The organism is Carboxydothermus ferrireducens DSM 11255, assembly GCF_000427565.1.
GTDB lineage: Bacteria > Bacillota > Z-2901 > Carboxydothermales > Carboxydothermaceae > Carboxydothermus > Carboxydothermus hydrogenoformans.
Window position 1 is genome coordinate 82,939 of the sequence record NZ_KE386562.1, and the last position, 18,812, is coordinate 101,750.

General features: G+C 43.3%; 20 protein-coding genes. All 20 read left to right on the top strand.

Translation table 11 applies throughout. From position 1 onward, the window contains the following. The first annotated feature begins 10 nt into the window (after nt 1–10). The 20 genes from ltaE (at nt 11) to pssA (ending at nt 18,475) form a co-directional block, all read left to right on the top strand. Complete coding sequence (ltaE, locus tag CARFE_RS0113595) at nt 11–1,045, top strand: low-specificity L-threonine aldolase (protein WP_028053122.1); 1,035 nt, start codon at nt 11–13, stop codon at nt 1,043–1,045. Beyond that, a complete protein-coding gene (locus tag CARFE_RS15830) occupies nt 1,042–2,721 on the top strand; it encodes an HD-GYP domain-containing protein (RefSeq protein WP_051250347.1) in 1,680 nt (559 codons plus the stop codon). Before ltaE ends, CARFE_RS15830 begins: the two co-directional genes overlap by 4 nt. Before the next feature lie 76 nt (nt 2,722–2,797). Further along, the gene (gene trxB / locus CARFE_RS0113605; protein ID WP_028053123.1) at nt 2,798–3,715 is read left to right on the top strand and encodes a thioredoxin-disulfide reductase; all 918 of its coding nucleotides are present in this window, start codon (nt 2,798–2,800) and stop codon (nt 3,713–3,715) included. A gap of 2 nt (nt 3,716–3,717) precedes the next feature. Beyond that, complete coding sequence (locus CARFE_RS0113610) at nt 3,718–4,101, top strand: secondary thiamine-phosphate synthase enzyme YjbQ (protein WP_028053124.1); 384 nt, start codon at nt 3,718–3,720, stop codon at nt 4,099–4,101. A 276-nt stretch (nt 4,102–4,377) separates the two neighbouring features. Further along, nucleotides 4,378–4,794, top strand: a complete 417-nt coding sequence (tnpA, locus tag CARFE_RS0113615; protein WP_028053125.1) for an IS200/IS605 family transposase — start codon at nt 4,378–4,380, stop codon at nt 4,792–4,794. Beyond that, entirely contained in the window at nt 4,754–5,926 is a 1,173-nt protein-coding gene (locus CARFE_RS0113620; RefSeq protein WP_322785339.1) for an RNA-guided endonuclease TnpB family protein, read from the top strand. Before tnpA ends, CARFE_RS0113620 begins: the two co-directional genes overlap by 41 nt. A 167-nt stretch (nt 5,927–6,093) precedes the next feature. Beyond that, nucleotides 6,094–7,569, top strand: a complete 1,476-nt coding sequence (locus CARFE_RS0113625; protein WP_028053127.1) for a coiled-coil domain-containing protein — start codon at nt 6,094–6,096, stop codon at nt 7,567–7,569. Then, a complete protein-coding gene (locus CARFE_RS15835; RefSeq protein WP_028053128.1) occupies nt 7,538–7,903 on the top strand; it encodes a helix-turn-helix domain-containing protein in 366 nt (121 codons plus the stop codon). The genes CARFE_RS0113625 and CARFE_RS15835 overlap by 32 nt, the downstream gene beginning before the upstream one ends. Nucleotides 7,904–7,981: 78 nt before the next feature. Beyond that, nucleotides 7,982–8,425 (top strand): hypothetical protein, encoded by a 444-nt coding sequence (locus CARFE_RS0113635; RefSeq protein ID WP_028053129.1) that lies wholly within the window; start codon nt 7,982–7,984, stop codon nt 8,423–8,425. A 159-nt stretch (nt 8,426–8,584) separates the two neighbouring features. Continuing rightward, on the top strand, nt 8,585–9,706 hold the full coding sequence (sucC, locus tag CARFE_RS0113640) for an ADP-forming succinate--CoA ligase subunit beta (protein ID WP_028053130.1): 1,122 nt from the start codon (nt 8,585–8,587) through the stop codon (nt 9,704–9,706). Beyond that, a complete protein-coding gene (gene sucD / locus CARFE_RS0113645) occupies nt 9,706–10,575 on the top strand; it encodes a succinate--CoA ligase subunit alpha (RefSeq protein ID WP_028053131.1) in 870 nt (289 codons plus the stop codon). The genes sucC and sucD overlap by 1 nt, the downstream gene beginning before the upstream one ends. A 13-nt stretch (nt 10,576–10,588) precedes the next feature. After that, nucleotides 10,589–12,175: an acyl-CoA mutase large subunit family protein gene (locus CARFE_RS15375; protein ID WP_084138975.1), complete on the top strand. Its 1,587-nt coding sequence runs from the start codon at nt 10,589–10,591 to the stop codon at nt 12,173–12,175. A gap of 10 nt (nt 12,176–12,185) precedes the next feature. Next, on the top strand, nt 12,186–12,593 hold the full coding sequence (locus tag CARFE_RS0113655) for a cobalamin B12-binding domain-containing protein (RefSeq protein WP_028053132.1): 408 nt from the start codon (nt 12,186–12,188) through the stop codon (nt 12,591–12,593). Then, a complete protein-coding gene (mce, locus tag CARFE_RS0113660; RefSeq protein ID WP_028053133.1) occupies nt 12,586–12,996 on the top strand; it encodes a methylmalonyl-CoA epimerase in 411 nt (136 codons plus the stop codon). Before CARFE_RS0113655 ends, mce begins: the two co-directional genes overlap by 8 nt. Continuing rightward, the gene (locus CARFE_RS0113665) at nt 12,986–14,527 is read left to right on the top strand and encodes an acyl-CoA carboxylase subunit beta (protein ID WP_028053134.1); all 1,542 of its coding nucleotides are present in this window, start codon (nt 12,986–12,988) and stop codon (nt 14,525–14,527) included. Before mce ends, CARFE_RS0113665 begins: the two co-directional genes overlap by 11 nt. A 23-nt stretch (nt 14,528–14,550) precedes the next feature. Continuing rightward, nucleotides 14,551–16,104 carry an acetyl-CoA carboxylase biotin carboxylase subunit gene (gene accC / locus CARFE_RS0113670; RefSeq protein ID WP_028053135.1) on the top strand — a complete coding sequence of 518 codons (1,554 nt, stop codon included), beginning with the start codon at nt 14,551–14,553 and terminating at the stop codon, nt 16,102–16,104. A gap of 1 nt (nt 16,105) precedes the next feature. Continuing rightward, the gene (locus CARFE_RS0113675; protein ID WP_028053136.1) at nt 16,106–16,495 is read left to right on the top strand and encodes a biotin/lipoyl-containing protein; all 390 of its coding nucleotides are present in this window, start codon (nt 16,106–16,108) and stop codon (nt 16,493–16,495) included. Between the two features lie 101 nt (nt 16,496–16,596). Continuing rightward, the gene (locus tag CARFE_RS0113680; RefSeq protein ID WP_028053137.1) at nt 16,597–17,277 is read left to right on the top strand and encodes a metal-dependent hydrolase; all 681 of its coding nucleotides are present in this window, start codon (nt 16,597–16,599) and stop codon (nt 17,275–17,277) included. Nucleotides 17,278–17,324: 47 nt separating this feature from the next. Further along, on the top strand, nt 17,325–17,966 hold the full coding sequence (locus CARFE_RS0113685; protein WP_028053138.1) for a phosphatidylserine decarboxylase family protein: 642 nt from the start codon (nt 17,325–17,327) through the stop codon (nt 17,964–17,966). Next, on the top strand, nt 17,963–18,475 hold the full coding sequence (gene pssA, locus CARFE_RS0113690) for a CDP-diacylglycerol--serine O-phosphatidyltransferase (RefSeq protein ID WP_028053139.1): 513 nt from the start codon (nt 17,963–17,965) through the stop codon (nt 18,473–18,475). The genes CARFE_RS0113685 and pssA overlap by 4 nt, the downstream gene beginning before the upstream one ends. Nucleotides 18,476–18,812: the final 337 nt, after the last annotated feature.

The window sequence follows — 18,812 nt, forward strand, 5'->3', positions numbered from 1 at the left end:
AGGTCCTAAGGTGAAATTTATTGATCTTCGCAGTGATACGGTAACAACTCCTACTCCAAAGATGCGTGAGGCCATGTTTTCTGCCGAGGTAGGGGATGATGTTTACGGCGATGACCCTACGGTGCGGGAATTAGAAGAACTTGCTGCTCAACGAATTGGCAAGGAAGCGGCCCTTTTTGTTCCCAGTGGGACCATGGGGAATCAACTGGCTCTTATGACCCATACCCAGCGGGGGGACGAAGTGATTCTGGGGGAAGATTGCCATATTTTTAAATATGAAGTTGGGGCACCGGCAGTATTATCCGGGGTGCAGCTCCGGGGACTTAAGACAAATGGTGGCATGATGGATTTAGAGGAAGTAAAAGCTGCGATACGACCCAACGATATTCACATGCCGAGGACTTCCCTTATTTGCCTGGAGAATGCTTACAGTAGCGGAGAAGTAGTGCCCCTTCACTACCTGGAAAAAATCCGGGAAATTGCTGAAAGCCACGGTCTTAAAATCCACCTGGACGGGGCAAGAATTTTTAATGCCGCTATTTACCTGGGGGTTGATGCCCGGGAAATTGCCCGGTATGCCGATTCGGTCATGTTTTGTCTCTCCAAAGGTTTATCGGCTCCGGTAGGGTCAATTCTCGCCGGAAGTAGAGAGTTTGTGGAAAAAGCCAGGAAATACCGAAAATTATTAGGTGGAGGCATGCGGCAAGCGGGAATTTTAGCGGCAGCTGGAATTGTTGCTTTAAAAGAAATGGTGGATAGGCTTTATGAAGACCACGAAAATGCATTATATCTTGCCCAAAAGTTAATTGACCTTGGCTTTGAAGTGGATTTAAAAAAGGTGCAGATTAACATGGTGTGGGCCAGGGCTAAATCGCATCTTAATATAGAAGATTTACCAGAAAAGCTTTTAGCAGAAGGAATAAAAATAAATCCTTCCAGTAATGGGCTGTTTCGTTTCGTAACCCATAAAGATGTTACGAAAGATGATATTGATAAATTTGTCGAAATTTTAGCTAAAACTGTGCAGGCAGGGGAACAATCATGAATTTCAAAAGAATATTTGAGAGTTACGGGAAATATTTAGAGCGGATAAGCCACAAGTTTCAGGATATATTAACCGAACAAAACGGCACCTTTATTTTGCTGGTTGAGATTAGTGAAAGTAGCAGATATGTATGCCGATTTTGTGAGTTTGCTGGAAATGTGCCCTATGATCTAAAAAGGGAAATTAATGAAAAAGTTAATGGCAGCTTAATTCCGGGAAATCTCGATTGGCTTAAAACATTAACCGAACCCCGGGTGTTAAGCAAGGACCAGGTACAAAGCTATTTTCCCGAATTACATCAGGTTGAAGTAATGCAGATTATACCTATTTATGTGGAAGAAAATAGTAAAAATATAATAATTATTGGTTACTTTCAAGATTTGACTCCCGCAAGTATTTCTTTTAATGTTAATGAACTTAAAAACTACCTTTATATTGAACAATTTTACAATCTAATTTTTGAAATAATAATAATGTTTAACAGAGTTATTGAAGAAAAAGAACCGCTGATCCGTGGGCATATGGAGCGAGTGGTGGAGTATGCTGACCTCATTGCCGGTGAAATCGGGCTTGATGAAACCCAGCGCTTGATTTTACAAATAGCGGGAGCCGTGCATGATGTTGGGAAAATTATGGTACCGGATTTTATTTTACAGCACATCGGTAAGTACACCGAGGAAATGAAACTAAAGATGCAAAAACATTCGGAATTCGGTTATGAACTTTTAAAAAATCTACCGATGTTTAATGAGGTGGCCGAAATTATTTTATACCATCATGAGCATTATGACGGCCAGGGGTATCCCAAAGGACTCAAAGGAAATGAAATTCCCCTTTATTCCCGGATATTGGCCATTGCCGACAGTTTTGATGCTATGGTCAGTGAGCGGGTTTACAAGGTATCAATGGGTTATGATGAAGCATTAGAAGAACTGGTTAATAATAAAGGTAAGCAGTTTGATCCCGAATTAGTAGAAGCTTTTATTGCGGGATTTAGAAAAACCCGCCTCTTAAATCCTCTAAAATACAAAGTTCCGGATTTGCCCAAGCTCTTTTGCAGAGTTACTTTAGCGGTTGGCAATCAGTACTTTGACGGAAGGGTTTCTTATAAACTCGAAAACTCCAAAAAAGTATTTATTAAGCTTTACCACCATCTTTCTTTTGATATGAAAGAAGCTTACGAAAAACCGCTGACCTTGTATTTTCAGGATAAGGGGATGTCGGCCTATGTTCGTGGCCATATGCAGTTTTATAATGTGTACAACCAGACGTTAATTTTCGAGGTTAAGGAAAATCCCGGATTTGTGGTACCGGAACAGTTTGTATCGCTGCCCATTTCCAGGGGAGGACTTCTGGTAAGCGGCAGCAATAATATACCTATATTAATAGTTGAGCTTGGTGGTAACGGGTTAAGATTTGTGGTTAATAAAGCAAAGTTAAAAGAAGTAGGCCTTGTATTAAAAGAAAATACCAGGGTAACAATACTTTTTGGATTAAAAGTTGAGGAGGAAGAGCAGTATTTTGGATTTAAGGGAACGATTATCGAAACTCCTAAAACAACATTAAACGAGTCTTACCTTGTGAAATTCGAAGATGTGGATGAAAAACATCGAGATAGACTTATAAGCACCCTCTTAAAATACCAGATAAGTTTACGCCGGCGTGGTTTGCTGTAATAAGTATTGACGAAAAAATAAAATAGTATTAATTTATTTTTTGTAAATAAAAACTTATCTGAAGGAGCGTGAAAAAATGGAAACGAGAGAGTTAGTGATAATTGGCGGAGGCCCTGCGGGGCTGGCTGCGGCAATATACGGAGCCAGAGCGGCTTTAAATCCGCTTGTTTTGGAACGGGGTGTACCCGGCGGACAGGCTGCTACTACCGAATGGATTGAAAATTATCCGGGTTTTGAGGACGGGATTGGCGGTTTTGAGTTGATGGTTCATATGCAAAGGCAGGCGGAAAAGTTTGGGGCCGAGTTCAAAAATGCCGATGTAACGGGGATTAAAAAAGAAAACGGAGTTTTTATCTTAAATACTTCAACCGGTGAAATTGCAGCGAAAACGGTAATTATAGCTACCGGAGCGGAACCAAAAGAATTGGGCGTTCCGGGTGAACGGGAATTCAGGGGAAGGGGCGTTTCCTACTGTGCTACCTGTGACGGCAATTTCTTTAGAGGAAAGACCGTGGCGGTAGTAGGGGGCGGTGATTCTGCCTTAGAAGAGGCGATTTACCTTACGAAATTAGTGGAAAAAGTTTATCTCATCCACCGGCGGGATGGATTTAGAGCGGCGAAGGTTATTCAGGAGCGGGCTAAAGCTAATCCCAAGATTGAGTTTGTTTTAAACACGGTGGTGGAGGAAATCGCCGGAGAGCGAAAGGTTGAAAAAGTGATAGTGAAAAATGTTCAGACCGGGGAAAAGTCCGAGATTCCCGTTGACGGTGTGTTTATTTACGTGGGTCTAAAACCGAACACCGCTTTTTTGGAAGGCTTTTTGGAGCTGGAAAACGGCTATATAAAAACCGATGAAAATATGGCTACCGCTATTCCCGGGTTATTTGCAGCGGGTGACGTGCGGTTAAAAGACCTGCGTCAGGTAGTTACCGCTGTTGCTGATGGAGCCCAGGCTGCGGTATCGGCGGAAAAGTATCTGGAGGGAAATAAATAGCCGTGGAAGTAATAAAAATTAGCAGCTCAAGAAAAATTGAGCTAATTGATATCACAGCCAGAGTAGCTGAGAAAGTTTGTAATTTTCCCGAAGCAAAGGCCCTAATGCTTTATGTTCCCCACACTACCGCCGGGATTTTAATTAATGAAAATGCCGATCCCGATGTCAAAAGGGACTTAGAAATGTATTTTGAGAGGGTTGTTCCAGAACTTCCCTTTCGGCACTTCGAGGGAAACTCCCCGGCTCACATCCTGTCTTCTTTAGTGGGGGTATCGTTGTATGTGCCAATCAATCAGGGAAAGCTTGGTCTTGGAACCTGGCAGGGGATTTACTTTGCGGAATTTGATGGCCCACGGGAGCGCAAGGTTTACTTAACTCCAGTTTAAAATTTTAAATGAAAAAGCCGCAAAACCTTCATGGGTTTTGCGGCTTTTAAAATATATATAGAGAAAAGGGAGAGGAGATTAGGCTTCGATATAAGTATAACCAAAAACCCCTGAGGATAAACAGTAAAAGTCGGTGAATGGTAAAAAATTAAGTGTAAACGGTAATTAGAAAGATTTAACTGAATTTCCGCCAGAAGTTTCCATCTTCTGTAAGGTGGAGATGAATTGCAGTTGAAAATTATTCGGTTTCGGTATAGAATAAACTTGGTGATAACTATGAAATTAGACACAAATAAACATTCAGTGTTTCTTTTATATTATCATTTGATTTTGGTCGTAAAATACAGAAAAAAAGTGATAGATAAACATATTTCCCAAAGGCTAAAAGAAATTTTTGAGTATATACAACCAAATTACAATATAACATTGATTGAATGGAATCACGACAAAGACCACATTCATGCTTTATTCAAAGCAACTCCCACAACGCAGCTTTCAAAATTCATAAATGCATATAAAAGTGCGTCATCAAGACTGATAAAGAAAGAGTTTCCTGAGATTAGGCAGAAACTTTGGAAGGAGTATTTTTGGTCAAGGAGTTATTGTTTATTGACAAGTGGCGGTGTACCAATTGAGATAATAAAGAGGTATATTGAAAGCCAAGGTGAGAAAGAGGATGCTCAAAGCATATAAGTATCGAATCTATCCAACTAAGGAACAAGAAGAATTTTTTGCAAGGACATTTGGATGCTGTAGGTTTGTGTGGAACAGGATGCTGGAAGAAAACTTAGAAGTACTTAGACAGGGCAAAAAGATTCCAAGAATAACCCCAGCAAAATACAAAAAAGAATACTCATTTTTGAAAGAAGTAGACAGTCTTGCTCTGGCAAATGTTCAGCTTCAGCAGGAGAAAGCGTTCAGAGATTATTTTAGCAACCCAAAACATTTTAGATTGCCAAAGTTCAAGAAAAAGAAGGATAAACAATCATACACAACGAATAACCAGAGGCTCAAAAATGGGAAGGAAAGTGTAAAGATTGACTTTGAAAATGGCTTAATTTTTCTGCCAAAGCTGAAAAGCGGGATAAGAGCAGTTTTCCACAGGAGATTTGAAGGCAGGATAAAGTCTGTAACAATAACCAAGAGTAAAGCTGGGAGGTATTATGTAAGTGTTCTTGTTGATGCCGAAGAACCAAGGAATAGAGCAAGGGAAGCTAATAATCTTGTTTGTGGAATAGATTTGGGTTTGAAGCATTTTGCAACAGTAGTTAACGACAGTGGAGTATTCAAGATAGGATATCCAAAGTATTTGATAAAGGCAGAAAAAAGGTTAAAGCGACTGCAAAAAGCATTATCAAGGAAGCAAAAAAATTCAAAGAATTATGAGAAAGCAAGAATAAAGCTTGCAAAAAAGCATGAGTATGTAAAGAATGCAAGAGAAGATTTTCTCCACAAGTTATCAAAGACCATCATAGACGATAACCAAGTCGTGGTGGTCGAAAGCCTAAATGTAAAAGGATTAATCAGAACAAGATTGGCAAAACACATAGCAGACAGCAGCTGGTCAAAGTTTTTAGAGTATTTGAACTACAAAGCAAAATGGTATGGCAGGGAGATAATTTTTGCAAATAGGACATTTCCGTCGTCTCAGATTTGCAGCAATTGTGGGTATAAGAACGAAGCTGTAAGGAGCCTCAAGATAAGGGAATGGAATTGTCCGATGTGTGGTGCAGTACATGATAGAGATGTAAATTCAGGGGCGAACCTTAGGAATTATGGGATTGCTCACCTGATGAGCAGTAGGGTAGGAACTACCCGAACTTAAGCCTGTGGAGACTGGACCTCTACTGTTGTGGTAGAAAATATCTTTTCCCAGCAGCAAGTTTGGTCGAGGAAGCAGGAAGCCACCACCTTATAGGTGGGCGGTAGTTCACCTGAAAAGTATTTACTTTTCAATCGAACATATGTACTATAAAGTAAGGGGGGATTTTAGTGGAGTATTTGGCGATAGACCCGGAGCAAAAAGCCATTAAATTATTTCCGGAGTTGAACGTTTTCTGTGGTCCGTATTTTCTTGGTTTAAAACGGGCGTATGAAAAAATTAAAGAGCAGCAGGAAGTAGTGGCACTAACTTACGGGGAGATTTACGAGATTAACCCGGAGGTTTATTTAAACCAATATTTAAAGCAAAAACTTTCTTCTAAAAAAGCTGAAGTTGAGGAAAGTTGCAGGCAAATGTTAGAACTAAATGAACAAATTTTTACCAAAAAAGAAGAGCTTTTAGAATTAAAACAAAATTTTTTAAAGCTTCCTCAAGGGGATTTAAGTAAACTTGACCCGGAAAAGCTAAATCTTTTAAGGCAGCTTTTAAAGGAACAGGAAAGGCGCGAGATAATAAAAAAGCGAACCCAAAAAGAATTCGAGCATTTTTCCCGGCAGCTTGAAAAATTCTTGTCCACGCTCCGGGAGCTGGTGAAAGAAGGATATATCACGGAAGGTGAAACTTTTAGTCTTTGGGAAAAAATAAATTCATTAAAAGAAGAAATGGACTTTTTTCAAAAGGAAACCGAAGAGGAAGAAGGGATTGACGAACGGTTAATACAATGGGTAAAAGAGCAGGAAAATTTGTGGGAAGTATTTATCCTGCGGGAAAACCTGCAAAAAGAGTTTAAACTTTTGTCTTTGGAGTTAAAAGAGCTTTTAAAACAGAAATTTTTGGCCAAGAAAAATTTAAATTTAAAACAACAAGAATTTTTAAAACTTCTTTTAAAAGAATTGGACGAAGTTTTGCAAAAGACTCTTAACTTTTTTGAATGTCAGGTGCAGCTTAACGGAGATACCGGTGAATACCGGGCTTTTCTGGAACGGGTTTTAAAAAACGCTTCTCTTCCCCTTAAAAAGAAAATTGTACCTTTATGCGAAACAGTTCCTCCCCGAAAACTCATCCGCTTGCTAAATCATCCCCGGTTAGAAAAGCAACCGGAGTATCAGGTTTATTCCGATTTACTTTACTGGTTAAAGGGAAAGCTCAGTTCCTGGGAAAAATTCTTTTTAAAAAATTTAATTTTGGGAGAACAGGTAATTTTAAAAACCAGGACAAGCTCCCAAAACTTAAGGGATGAAGAACCGGAAATGCAAAATTTGGCGTTAGTTTTATTCCTGTTAGCGTTAGAGAAAAAGCCGGTAGTCCTTTATTATCCGGAAAGAGCAATGGATACGGCCAAAATTGCTTGCTTTTTAATTCCGGTTTTAAAAACAAGGCGCGCTCAAACCATTATTATTACCCAGAATCCGGTATTTATTTCGATTTTGCAGCCGGAAAACGTGGTTTTATTCGGTTATAAAGATAAAAAGCCGATATTTTTGCAGGGAAGTGCGGATAGTCCGGAAATAAAAAAGTGGCTTTTACTGTTTCTGGAAGGAGGCCAGGAAAACTTTGTCCGGCGCCAAAGTTATTATCAAATATAAGGAAGAGAAAGTTATTGTGGATGCTTTTTATGAACAGTACCAGCACTACTTTGCCGACAAAGCAAAGATTAATTTAAAAAATCATTTAACCCCCACCGAATATCGCTTGCTGGTTTTCCTCTGGGAAAACCGGGGCAGAATTGTTTCTAAGGAAGTAATTATGGAAAGGGTTTTAGCGGATTTTGCCGGAGTTAGCGATGAAAGCCTCAAATGGCATTTAAAAAATCTGAGAAAGAAGCTTCGGGATTTGGGATACGAAAATGTTATTCTCTGTCATAAAGGTTACGGTTATTCGTTTAATAAGGAAACCCTTTTTAACTTTGAGTTTGATTAAAACTCCCTTAAATCCTCCCTTTTTGCTACCCGAAAACCTCCCCCGGGCAAAAGTAAATTGCTGGGCGGAGGTGTTTTTATGTCGATAAAGTATAACGAAGTGATCGGCTTTTATCCATGTTTAAAGCCGGGAGTTGGCGAAGGAACGATGGTGGTAATGAAAGGCGGGGATGAGGTGTTTCTCCGGAAAAGTATTAAAAGCTTTCGACGAGAAATATTGTGGTATTATTTTGTGGATTTTAAAGCTTTAAGGAGTATGGCCAGAGCTTTAGGGGAGCCGATACCTTTGGTTCTGGGGGAGCGGGTGTTCGTTCCCTTAAAATTTCGCCACCGTGCTTTTGCCGGGGATTTTTGTTATGGTTATTTTTCTTTGGATGAAATTGTTTTTTGCGGTGGGAAGGGGAAAGCAGCAATTATTTTAAGTTGCGGTAAAAAATATGGTTTAGCTTGCCGGGTAAAAACAGCAACTGCTTCGTTAATAAGGGCAAAAATCTTTCGTTTGGAGATAAGTTTCAGGAAATAAGTTATTTTTTTCACCAGGCAGGAAATTAAAAAAATAAAGAGAAAAATATGAAAATTAAGAATATATATAATATTAGTAAAAAAGATTTAAATTGTATAGTGTATACAAAGTTGATTTTTTATTTTTCAACATAAATTCATTCAGCAAGGAGGGAAGGTAGTGAAACTTTTTGAATACCAGGTAAAGAAAATTATGAGGGAGTTCGGGATTTTAGTTCCCCGGGGTGAAGTTTTTTTTGATTTAGAGCAGGCCAAAAACCATCTGGAAAAAGTTGGCGAAGGAGTAATCAAAGCGCAGGTATTAACCGGTGGCAGGGGTAAAGCCGGGGGGGTAAAAATCTTTTCCAATCCGGCAGAAGGTTTTGAACTGGCGGAAGCCATCCTGAAGATGACCATTAAGGGAGAGAAAGTTCAGGCAATCTTAATTGAAGAGAAAATTCCCATTGAGGAGGAGCTTTATCTTTCAATTTTTGTGGATGGCCGGATTAAAAAGCCGGTAGTGATTGCTTCAAAAGCAGGTGGCGTGGACATTGAAGAAGTACCGGAAGAGGAAATTTTAAAACTTCCCGTAGACCCGTTAATTGGAGTGAGAAATTATCACGGGAACCTGGTGGCGCAAAAGCTGGGACTTACGGGAGATTTAGGAAAACAGCTTGCTACTTTGTTAATTAACTTATACCGCATTTTTGAAACTTACCAGGCGGAGCTTGTGGAGATAAATCCCCTGGTGATTTCCCGGGAAAAGCTTATTGCCGCCGATGGCAAGATGACGGTGGATGATGATGCGCGTTTTCGCTGGCCCGCGGACCTTCCCTTTAACGAAGAAAAAACCCCGTTGGAAAAAAGAGCCGAGGAAATTGGCGTATCGTTTGTCGAACTGGATGGGAATATAGCGGTAATGGCCAATGGTGCGGGAATTACCATGGCTACTTTGGACTTAATTGCCTATTTTGGCGGAAAGCCAAAGAATTTTATGGATGCCGGTGGTGGGGCTAACGCCGAGCAAATGGCCAAAGCGCTGGACCTTTTAATCTCCACCAATCCCAAGGCAATTTTAATAAATATTTTTGGCGGTATAACCCGTTGTGATGAGGTGGCAAAAGCTTACTTAACGGTGAAACAGCAGAGGGAAATAACGGTACCGGTGGTGATTCGCCTGGTGGGAACCAATGAAGATATCGGGGTAAAAATGCTTCAGGAGGCGGGAGTGGAAAGCTTTTCTTCCCTGCGGGAAGCGGTGATTAAAGCGGTGGAGCTTGCCAAAGTAGGGGGGGACAATTAGTGGCTATCATTATTACCGAAGAAACGCGGATAGTTGTTCAGGGCATTACCGGTAATCAGGGACGGTTTCATACCGGAAAGATGTTAGAGTACGGGAGCAAAGTTGTGGCCGGGGTAAGTCCCGGTAAAGGGGGGACAGAGGTTTTAGGGGTACCGGTTTTTAACACCGTTTTAGATGCGGTAAAAAATACCGGAGCCAATACCTCGATATTGTTTATCCCTGCGCCCTTTGTTTTGGATGCTGCTCTGGAAGCAATGGAAGCGGGGATTAAAACCATTGTTATTATTAGCGAGCATGTACCCTTACACGATGCTCTGAAAATTATGCGGGTGGCAGAAGTCTACGGAGTTACCGTTGTTGGTCCAAACACCTTTGGAGTTATCTCCCCGGGAATTGCCAAAGTTGGGATTATGCCCAATACCATTTACCAGAAAGGTCCGGTAGGGATTGTGGCCCGAAGCGGTACTTTAAGCTACCAGATTGCTTATGAATTAACCAGGGCGGGTTTGGGTCAATCGACGGTCGTGGGGCTGGGGGGAGATCGAGTAGTTGGACTTTCCCTGGCCGAAGTGATCTTAAGCCTTGCCCGGGATGAGGAAACCCAGGGAATTGTGGTGGTGGGTGAAATTGGCGGTACAGCGGAAGAAGAAGCGGCGGAGGTCATTCGCCACATTAATAAGCCGGTAGTGGCTTTTATTGCGGGAAAAACAGCGCCTCCGGGAAAAAGAATGGGGCATGCCGGGGCTATTATTGAGAGGGGGCGGGGCACTTACCAGAGTAAAATTGATGCCCTCTGGAATGCCGGCGCTTTAATTGCGGAAGTGCCCTGGGAAGTGCCGGTGTTAATGAAATCAGCTTTGGTTAAGTAGGAGGGTGTTGGGGATGGCTGTTGAGGAGAAAAAAGTGGTTTTAGACTCGGGGATCGAGGTCAAAACCGTTTACGGCCCCGATGACCTTGCAGGCTTTAACTATCAAGAGAAACTCGGTGAACCGGGGCAGTACCCGTATACCCGGGGCATTCAGCCCAATATGTATCGGGGAAGACTGTGGACGATGCGCCAGTATGCGGGGTTTGGTACTGCCAGGGAAACCAATGCCCGTTTTCACTACCTTTTACAACAGGGTCAGACGGGGTTATCGGTAGCCTTTGATTTACCCACCCAGATTGGCTATGATTCGGACCATGAGCTGGCCCGGGGAGAGGTAGGCAAGGTTGGTGTTGCCGTGGATTCTCTTTTGGATATGGAAGAGCTATTTTCCGGAATACCCCTTGATAAAGTTAGCACCAGCATGACCATTAATGCACCGGCGGCGGTTTTACTGGCGATGTATATTGCGTTAGCCAAAAAGCAGGGAGTGGACCCCAAAAATTTAAACGGCACCATCCAAAACGATATTTTAAAGGAGTACGTGGCCCGGGGAACGTATATTTTTCCGCCGGAACCATCTATGCGGATTATTACCGATATTTTTGCCTTTTGTAAAAAAGAAGTACCCAAGTGGAATACCATTAGTATTTCCGGCTACCATATCCGGGAAGCGGGCGCGACTGCCGTGCAGGAGTTAGCCTTTACCATCGCCAACGGAATTGCCTACGTTGAAGCGGCAATTCAAGCGGGCTTATCGGTGGATGAATTTGCCCCGCGTCTTTCCTTTTTCTTTAACGCCCATTTAAACTTTTTTGAGGAAATTGCCAAATTCCGGGCGGCCCGGCGGATTTGGGCCAAAATCATGAAGGAACGGTTTGGCGCGCAAAATCCCAAAAGCTTACTTTTGCGCTTCCACACCCAAACGGCTGGCTGCACCCTTACTGCCCAGCAGCCCAAGGTAAATCTTATCCGTGTTGCCTATCAGGCTTTAATGGCGGTGCTTGGCGGTACCCAGTCGCTGCACACCAACAGTTACGATGAAGCTTTATGTCTTCCCACCGATGAAGCTGCTCTCCTGGCCTTACGAACCCAGCAGGTGATTGCTTATGAAATTGGCGTTACCGATACCGTTGACCCCCTTGGCGGAAGTTATTATGTGGAAAGTTTAACCGATGCCATTGAAGAAAAGGTCTGGGAGTATCTAAAGAAAATCGATGAGATGGGTGGGGCGGTAGAAGCGGTGAAAAATGGTTTTATGCGCCGGGAAATTGAGAAGAGCAGTTATGAGTACCAGCGGGCGATAGAAAAGGGGGAAAAAACGGTTATAGGAGTTAATCGTTTTGTAATTGATGAGGAACCGCCAAAGGATTTATTAAGGGTTAACCCGGAAATTGAGAAGGTGCAGCGGGAAAAACTACAAAAATTAAGAGCAAATCGGGATAACGAACGGGTGGCAAAAGCCTTAAAGCGCTTAAGAGAAGTTGCCGAAAGTAAGGATAATATAGTTTACCCCATTTTAGAAGCGGTGGAGGCTTATGCGACTTTAGGTGAAATCTGCGGAGTTTTACGGGAAGTCTTTGGTGAGTACCGTCAGGAATAGGGGGGTTACGATGCGAAAAATTCGGGTTTTAATAGCCAAACCGGGTTTAGATGGCCATGACCGGGGAGCTAAGGTTATCGCTCAGGCGCTGCGGGATGCAGGTATGGAGGTTATTTATACGGGGATTCGCCAAACTCCGGAACAAATCGCCAAAGCGGCGGTGGAGGAAGATGTGGATGTAGTCGGGCTTTCCTGCCTTTCGGGAGCGCACAATGAGCTTTTCCCACGGGTAGTGGAATGTTTAAAAGAACTGGGAGCCGGAGATATTCCGGTAATCGGGGGAGGCATTATTCCCCATGAGGATCACGCTTACTTAAAAGCGAAAGGGATTAAGGCGATTTTTGGTCCCGGAAGTTTGACGGCGGATGTGGTGAAAGTAATAGAAGACCTGGTAAGGGAGGAGGGAAAAGATGTTTAAGAAAATCGACCATATAGGCATTGCGGTTTCGAATTTGGAACAGGCAGTAAAAACTTTTGAGCTTTTAGGCTTTCAAGTTGCTGGAACGGAGGAAGTACCGGAACAAAAGGTTAAAGTAGCATTTTTCCCGGTGGGCGAAAGTAATCTCGAATTATTAATGCCCACCGAGGAAAAAAGTGCTGTTGCCCGGTTTTTAATGAATCACGGGGAAGGAATCCATCACATTGCTTTTTTAGTGGAAAATTTGGAAGGGATGCTGGCCGCTTTAAAGGAAAAAGGTTTTAACTTAATAGATGAAAAACCGCGCCCTGGAGCTCACGGGAAAAAAATTGCCTTTATCCATCCGAAATCAACTAACAGTGTTTTAATAGAACTTTGTGAGGTGGTGGACGATGGAGAATAAGTTACAGGAACTTAACCGGAAAAGACAGGAATCCCTTTTGGGGGGCGGCGAAAAAAGGATAAAACGGCAGCACGAAGCAGGCAAACTTACAGCACGGGAAAGGATTAACCTTTTGTTGGATCCGGGAAGTTTCGTCGAATTGGATATGTTTGTGCGGGGAGAACAGGGAGAGTTTGCCAAGAGCGACATGGAAAACTACGGGGAAGGGGTGGTAACCGGCTTTGGTACCATCAATGGGCGCACGGTTTACCTCTTTTCCCAGGATTTTACCGTTTACGGCGGATCACTGGGGGAACTCCATTCGGCCAAGATCTGTAAGGTAATGGACTTAGCCATGAAAGCGGGAGTTCCCTTTATCGGGCTTAACGACTCCGGCGGAGCCAGGATTCAGGAAGGGGTATATTCCTTGAGTGCCTACGGTAATATTTTTTACCGGAATACCCTGGCTTCGGGAGTTATCCCGCAGATTTCGGTGATTATGGGGCCGTGTGCCGGGGGAGCGGTTTATTCGCCGGCAATAACCGATTTTATTTTCATGGTTGATAAGACCAGCCAGATGTTTATTACTGGCCCCCAGGTCATCAAATCGGTTACCGGTGAAGAAGTAAGTCCCGAAGAGCTCGGCGGTGCCATGACCCATAACCACATCAGCGGCGTTGCCCATTTTGTGGGGGAAAACGAAGAAATCACCCTGAGTATGGTGCGAAAGCTTTTAGAGTACCTTCCCCAGAACAACATGGAAGAACCGCCGGTTAAGGCTCCGCTGCCGCCAAAATATTCGACCGAAGAGCTCCTGGATATTGTGCCGGAAGATCCCAACCGGCAGTACGATGTCCGTGAGGTAATTTTACGCATTGTCGATGACAGCGAATTTTTTGAAGTGCATAAGTATTTTGCGGAAAATGCGGTGGTAGGTTTTGCCCGTTTAGCGGGAAGGGTAGTGGGTATTGTGGCCAACCAGCCCAAGTATTTAGCGGGGACTTTGGACATCAATGCTTCCGATAAAATTGCCCGGTTTGTGCGTTTTTGCGATTGCTTTAATATTCCGCTTCTAACCTTTGTGGATGTACCGGGCTTTTTGCCGGGAATCAATCAGGAGTACGGTGGAATTATCCGGCACGGAGCCAAGATACTGTATGCTTATTCCGAAGCTACCGTTCCCAAGCTTACGGTAATCCTGCGGAAAGCTTACGGTGGGGCTTATGTGGCCATGTGCAGTCGTTCTCTGGGAGCCGATGCGGCTTTTGCCTGGCCGACCGCGGAAATTGCTGTGATGGGCCCTGACGGTGCTGCCAATATTATTTTCCGGAATGAGATCGCCCAGGCGGAAGACCCGGCCAAGGTGCGGGCAGAAAAAACGGCGATGTACCGGGAAAAGTTCTGCAATCCCTATGTAGCGGCTGCCAAAGGGATGATCGATGACGTGATTGATCCCCGGGAGACCCGGGACCGTTTGATTAAAGCCCTTTTGGCTGTAAGTACCAAGAGAGAATCAAGACCCATGAAGAAGCACGGAAATATTCCCTTTTAACAACCCCCGGGGAGGTGATAGGGGTGCAGGAAAAAATCTTAATAGCCAATCGGGGTGAAATTGCCCTAAGAATAATCCGGGCTTGTAAAGAACTGGGAATAACTTCGGCGGTGGTTTATACCCCGGCAGATAAAGATAGCCTTCCGGTTAAAATGGCCGATGAAGCTTACCCTTTAAAGGAAAATAAAAGTTACTTAAATATTGAAGAAATAATCAATACCGCATTAAAAAACCAGGTTACCGCAATTCATCCAGGTTACGGCTTTCTTGCGGAAAACTCTAAGTTCGCTAAAAGTTGCCTGGATGCCGGGATAAAATTTATCGGGCCCTCGGCCAAAGCTATTGAACTTATGGGGGATAAAGCGGTAGCCAGGGAAATCATGAAAAAAGCCGGTGTTCCGGTAATTCCCGGGTCCGATGGCGAGATTGATGATTTCCGGGAAGCCCTGAAGGTTGCCGATGAAATTGGCTACCCGGTAATTGTCAAAGCTGCCGGCGGAGGAGGGGGCCGGGGGATGCGGATTGTTCACACTCCCAAGGAATTGGAAGAAGCGATTCAATCCGCGGCCCGGGAAGCCGCTTCAACCTTTGGTAATTCCAAATTATATTTAGAGAAGTATCTTCAGGACTGCCGGCACGTGGAGTTTCAAATTTTAGCCGACCAGTACGGGAACGCGGTTTATCTCGGAGAAAGGGACTGCTCCCTGCAGCGGCGCAACCAAAAGGTAATTGAAGAAGGACCGTGCCATGTCTTAACGGAAAGAATGCGGAAAAAAATGGGCGAACTGGCGGTGCGCTCCGCCATGGCCGTTCATTACGCCGGGGCCGGAACGGTGGAATTTTTGCTGGATGATCGGGGAAACTTTTATTTTATTGAAATGAATACCAGGATACAGGTGGAACACCCGGTAACCGAAATGATTACCGGCATAGATATCGTCAAGGAACAAATAAAAATTGGCCTTGGAGAAAGGTTAAGCATTACCCAGAAAGATGTGAAAATTTACGGACACGCCATTGAGTGCCGGGTAAATGCGGAAGACCCGATATCGTTTATTCCTACCCCGGGGGAAATAAAAAAATTAATGCTGCCCCAGGGGCCTTTTGTCCGGGTGGATACGGCGGTTTACGAAGGTTATACCATACCGCCTTATTATGATTCGATGATTGCCAAGTTAATTGTCTGGGGAAGAAACCGGGAGGAAGCGATTATCAGAATGAAGCGAGCGCTGGAGGAGTTTGTAATTGGCGGTGTTACCACCAACTTACCTTTTTTACGCAAGGTGATGGATAATGCCTTTTACCGCCGGGGTGAGGTTTATACCAACTTTATCAAACGCCGGATGGAACCTTTAACCGAAGAAGACCTGGAAACCTACCGGGATAAACAGATATTTGGTGCCGAAGGGGAGCAAGAACAACCTTTAGAGGAAATAATTGCTGCGGTAGCTGCCGCCTTTGCGGCCGATCAGACTTCAAAGAAAGAAACGCGGGAGCAGTATTTAACGTTATCACCCTGGAAAATCGGAGGCCTATTGGAACAAATGCAGCGTAGGCTTTTTAGAGGAGGGGTTTAAGGTGGTAAAAAAATTTAAGATCCGGGTGAATGGTCGGGAATACGAGATAGAGGTGGAAGAAATCCACACCGAAGGTTGGGGAGTTTTACCCAATACCCGGGATATAGAACGAAAAGCGGTTGGTTCGGAAATAAGAAGCATTTCTTCGCCTGTACCGGCAGCAAAGGCCAGTGGGGCTTCCGCGGGAATTAAAGCTCCGATGCCAGGAGTGGTGGTAGCTATTAAGGTTAAACCCGGAGATACGGTAGGGCCCCAGGACGTGGTGATAACCATTGAAGCCATGAAAATGGAAAATGAAATTACTGCCGGAAGAAGCGGGGTGGTGGACCAGATTTTAGTTGCCGAAGGAGATACGGTACAGGCGGGGCAGGTTTTGATAACCTTAAAATAAAAGGGCCTTTTGGCTCTTTTTTCTTTTAATTAAAAGGATTTTGGGTTATCATAAAGAAAATAGATAAATAAATTTACATATTCAGATGGAGGGGATGGAAAGTGAAAATAACTTTTCTGGGCCATGCCGGTTTTTTAGTAGAGGAAGAAGGGCTTAAGTTCTTGTTTGATCCTTTTTTAACGGGAAATCCTCAGGCCAAAATTCGCCCCGACGAAATTACTGCGGATTACATCTTGGTAAGTCACGGCCACGGTGACCACCTGGGGGACACCGTAGCAATTGCCCAAAGAAGCGGTGCTACCGTAATTGGTGTTTTTGAACTTTGCAATTTTCTTGCCCGCCAGAACGTTAAAACCCATCCCATGCATATTGGCGGAAGATATAACTTTGGGCAGTTTACGGTAAAGCTTACTCCCGCCTGGCATGGAAGCTCCTTTGGAGAAGGGCCGGTGGAATACCTGGGAAATCCCTGCGGCTTTTTACTTTCCGTTGGCGGGAAAACATTATACCATACCGGAGATACCGGACTCTTTTACGATATGAAATTACTTGCCGAAATAGACCCGGTGGATATTTTACTGGTACCGATTGGTGGCAATTTTACCATGGACGTTAAAGATGCGCTAAAAGCTCTGGAACTTGTTAAACCCAAATATGCTATTCCCATGCACTACAATACCTGGCCGGTAATTGCTGCGGATGTCGGGGAATTTCAAGATAAAGGCCGGGCTTTGGGAGTAGCAATCAAAGTATTGAATCCCGGGGAGATGGTTGTTCTTTAAAGGAAATAATGATAAAATAAACGTTAGATTTTCCGGCGGAGGAGTTTATGAAAGAGCCACTGGTAATGTATCGCGAAGGGTTTTGGTATCTGGTTGCCTTAGGAGTTCTAACAGTATTAGGAGCTCTTATTAATTTCTGGCTTGGCCTTTTGGTGTTTCTTTTGTTTCTTTTTGTCGTTTTTTTCTTTAGAAATCCGCGAAGAACCATTCCGGAAGATGAAAAAGCAATTATTTCACCGGCGGATGGTGTGGTTTTGGATGTAGCGGAAGTGAATGCAAGCCATTACTTAAAAGGTCCGGCGGTAAAAATCAGTATCTTTTTATCAATTTTTGATGTTCATGTCAATCGAGCCCCGGTGGAAGGACGGGTGGAGTATGTCTACTACCGTGAGGGAAAATTTCTTCCGGCGTTTAAAAGTCACGCTTCGGAAATCAATGAACGAAATTACATTGGGATAAAAAATCCGTATCTTCAGGTGTTGGTGGTACAAATTACCGGTTTTATTGCCAGGAGGATTGTAAGTTATGTAAAACCAGGGGACATATTAAAAAAAGGACAGCTACTGGGCATGATTAAATTTGGGTCGTGTACCGAGATTTATTTACCGAAAGAAACGGTGGAAGTTTTGGTGCAAAAAGGCCAGCGGGTGTATGGTGGCATTACGGTTATCGGGAGGATTAAGGGATGATTTTAAGGGCAATACCGTCGGTATGTACTCTTTTAAATTTAGCGATGGGCATGCTTTCAATTATTGCCACAATCAATGAGAACTACCTATTGGCAGCGGTTTTAATTTTGATAAGCGTGTTTTCCGATGGCATAGATGGCAGGCTGGCCCGTCGTTTTGCGGTAGCTTCGGATTTTGGCAAGCAGTTGGACTCCCTGGCGGATTTGGTATCCTTTGGGGTGGCTCCTGCCCTGTTAGTTTATGCCGATAGTTTAAGCGGTTACGGCTATATTGGTTTATTTATTATAGTGGTATATACGATGGCCGGTGCCTGGAGGCTTGCCCGTTTTAATATTTTAGACATTACCGGTTATTTTATCGGCGTACCCATAACTTTTGCCGGAGGTTTTACCGCTGTACTGGTACTTTTATCGTTAAAACTTGCGTCTTTTCCGCCGGTAGCGTTTCTCGTTATTACTCCTCTATTGGCTTATCTTATGGTCAGTCGAATAAAAGTTCCCAAGTATTAATTTTTCATTAAAGTAAATATTAACCAATCACCAATCCCTTTTAGCAATCGTATACTATGGTAGCCCTAAAAGGAGGGATTGGTGTGCGGGTAATTTATATTCCTTTACCGGGTATTTTAAAATCCATAATTAAACTTTTTCTTAAGTAGGCGGGTCCATCCCGTCTTTTTTGTTATTTTTTACCTCCTCGTATAATGATTTTAGAAATAATCTTTAAACGGTAATAAAAACCGCTTAGATTTTATAAAAATTGTTCTTTGAAAACTGGAAATTAGACTTTCTTTTTGCTGCTGGACCAGGCACAATATAATCGTGAGATTGTTTCTGGGTAGGTATT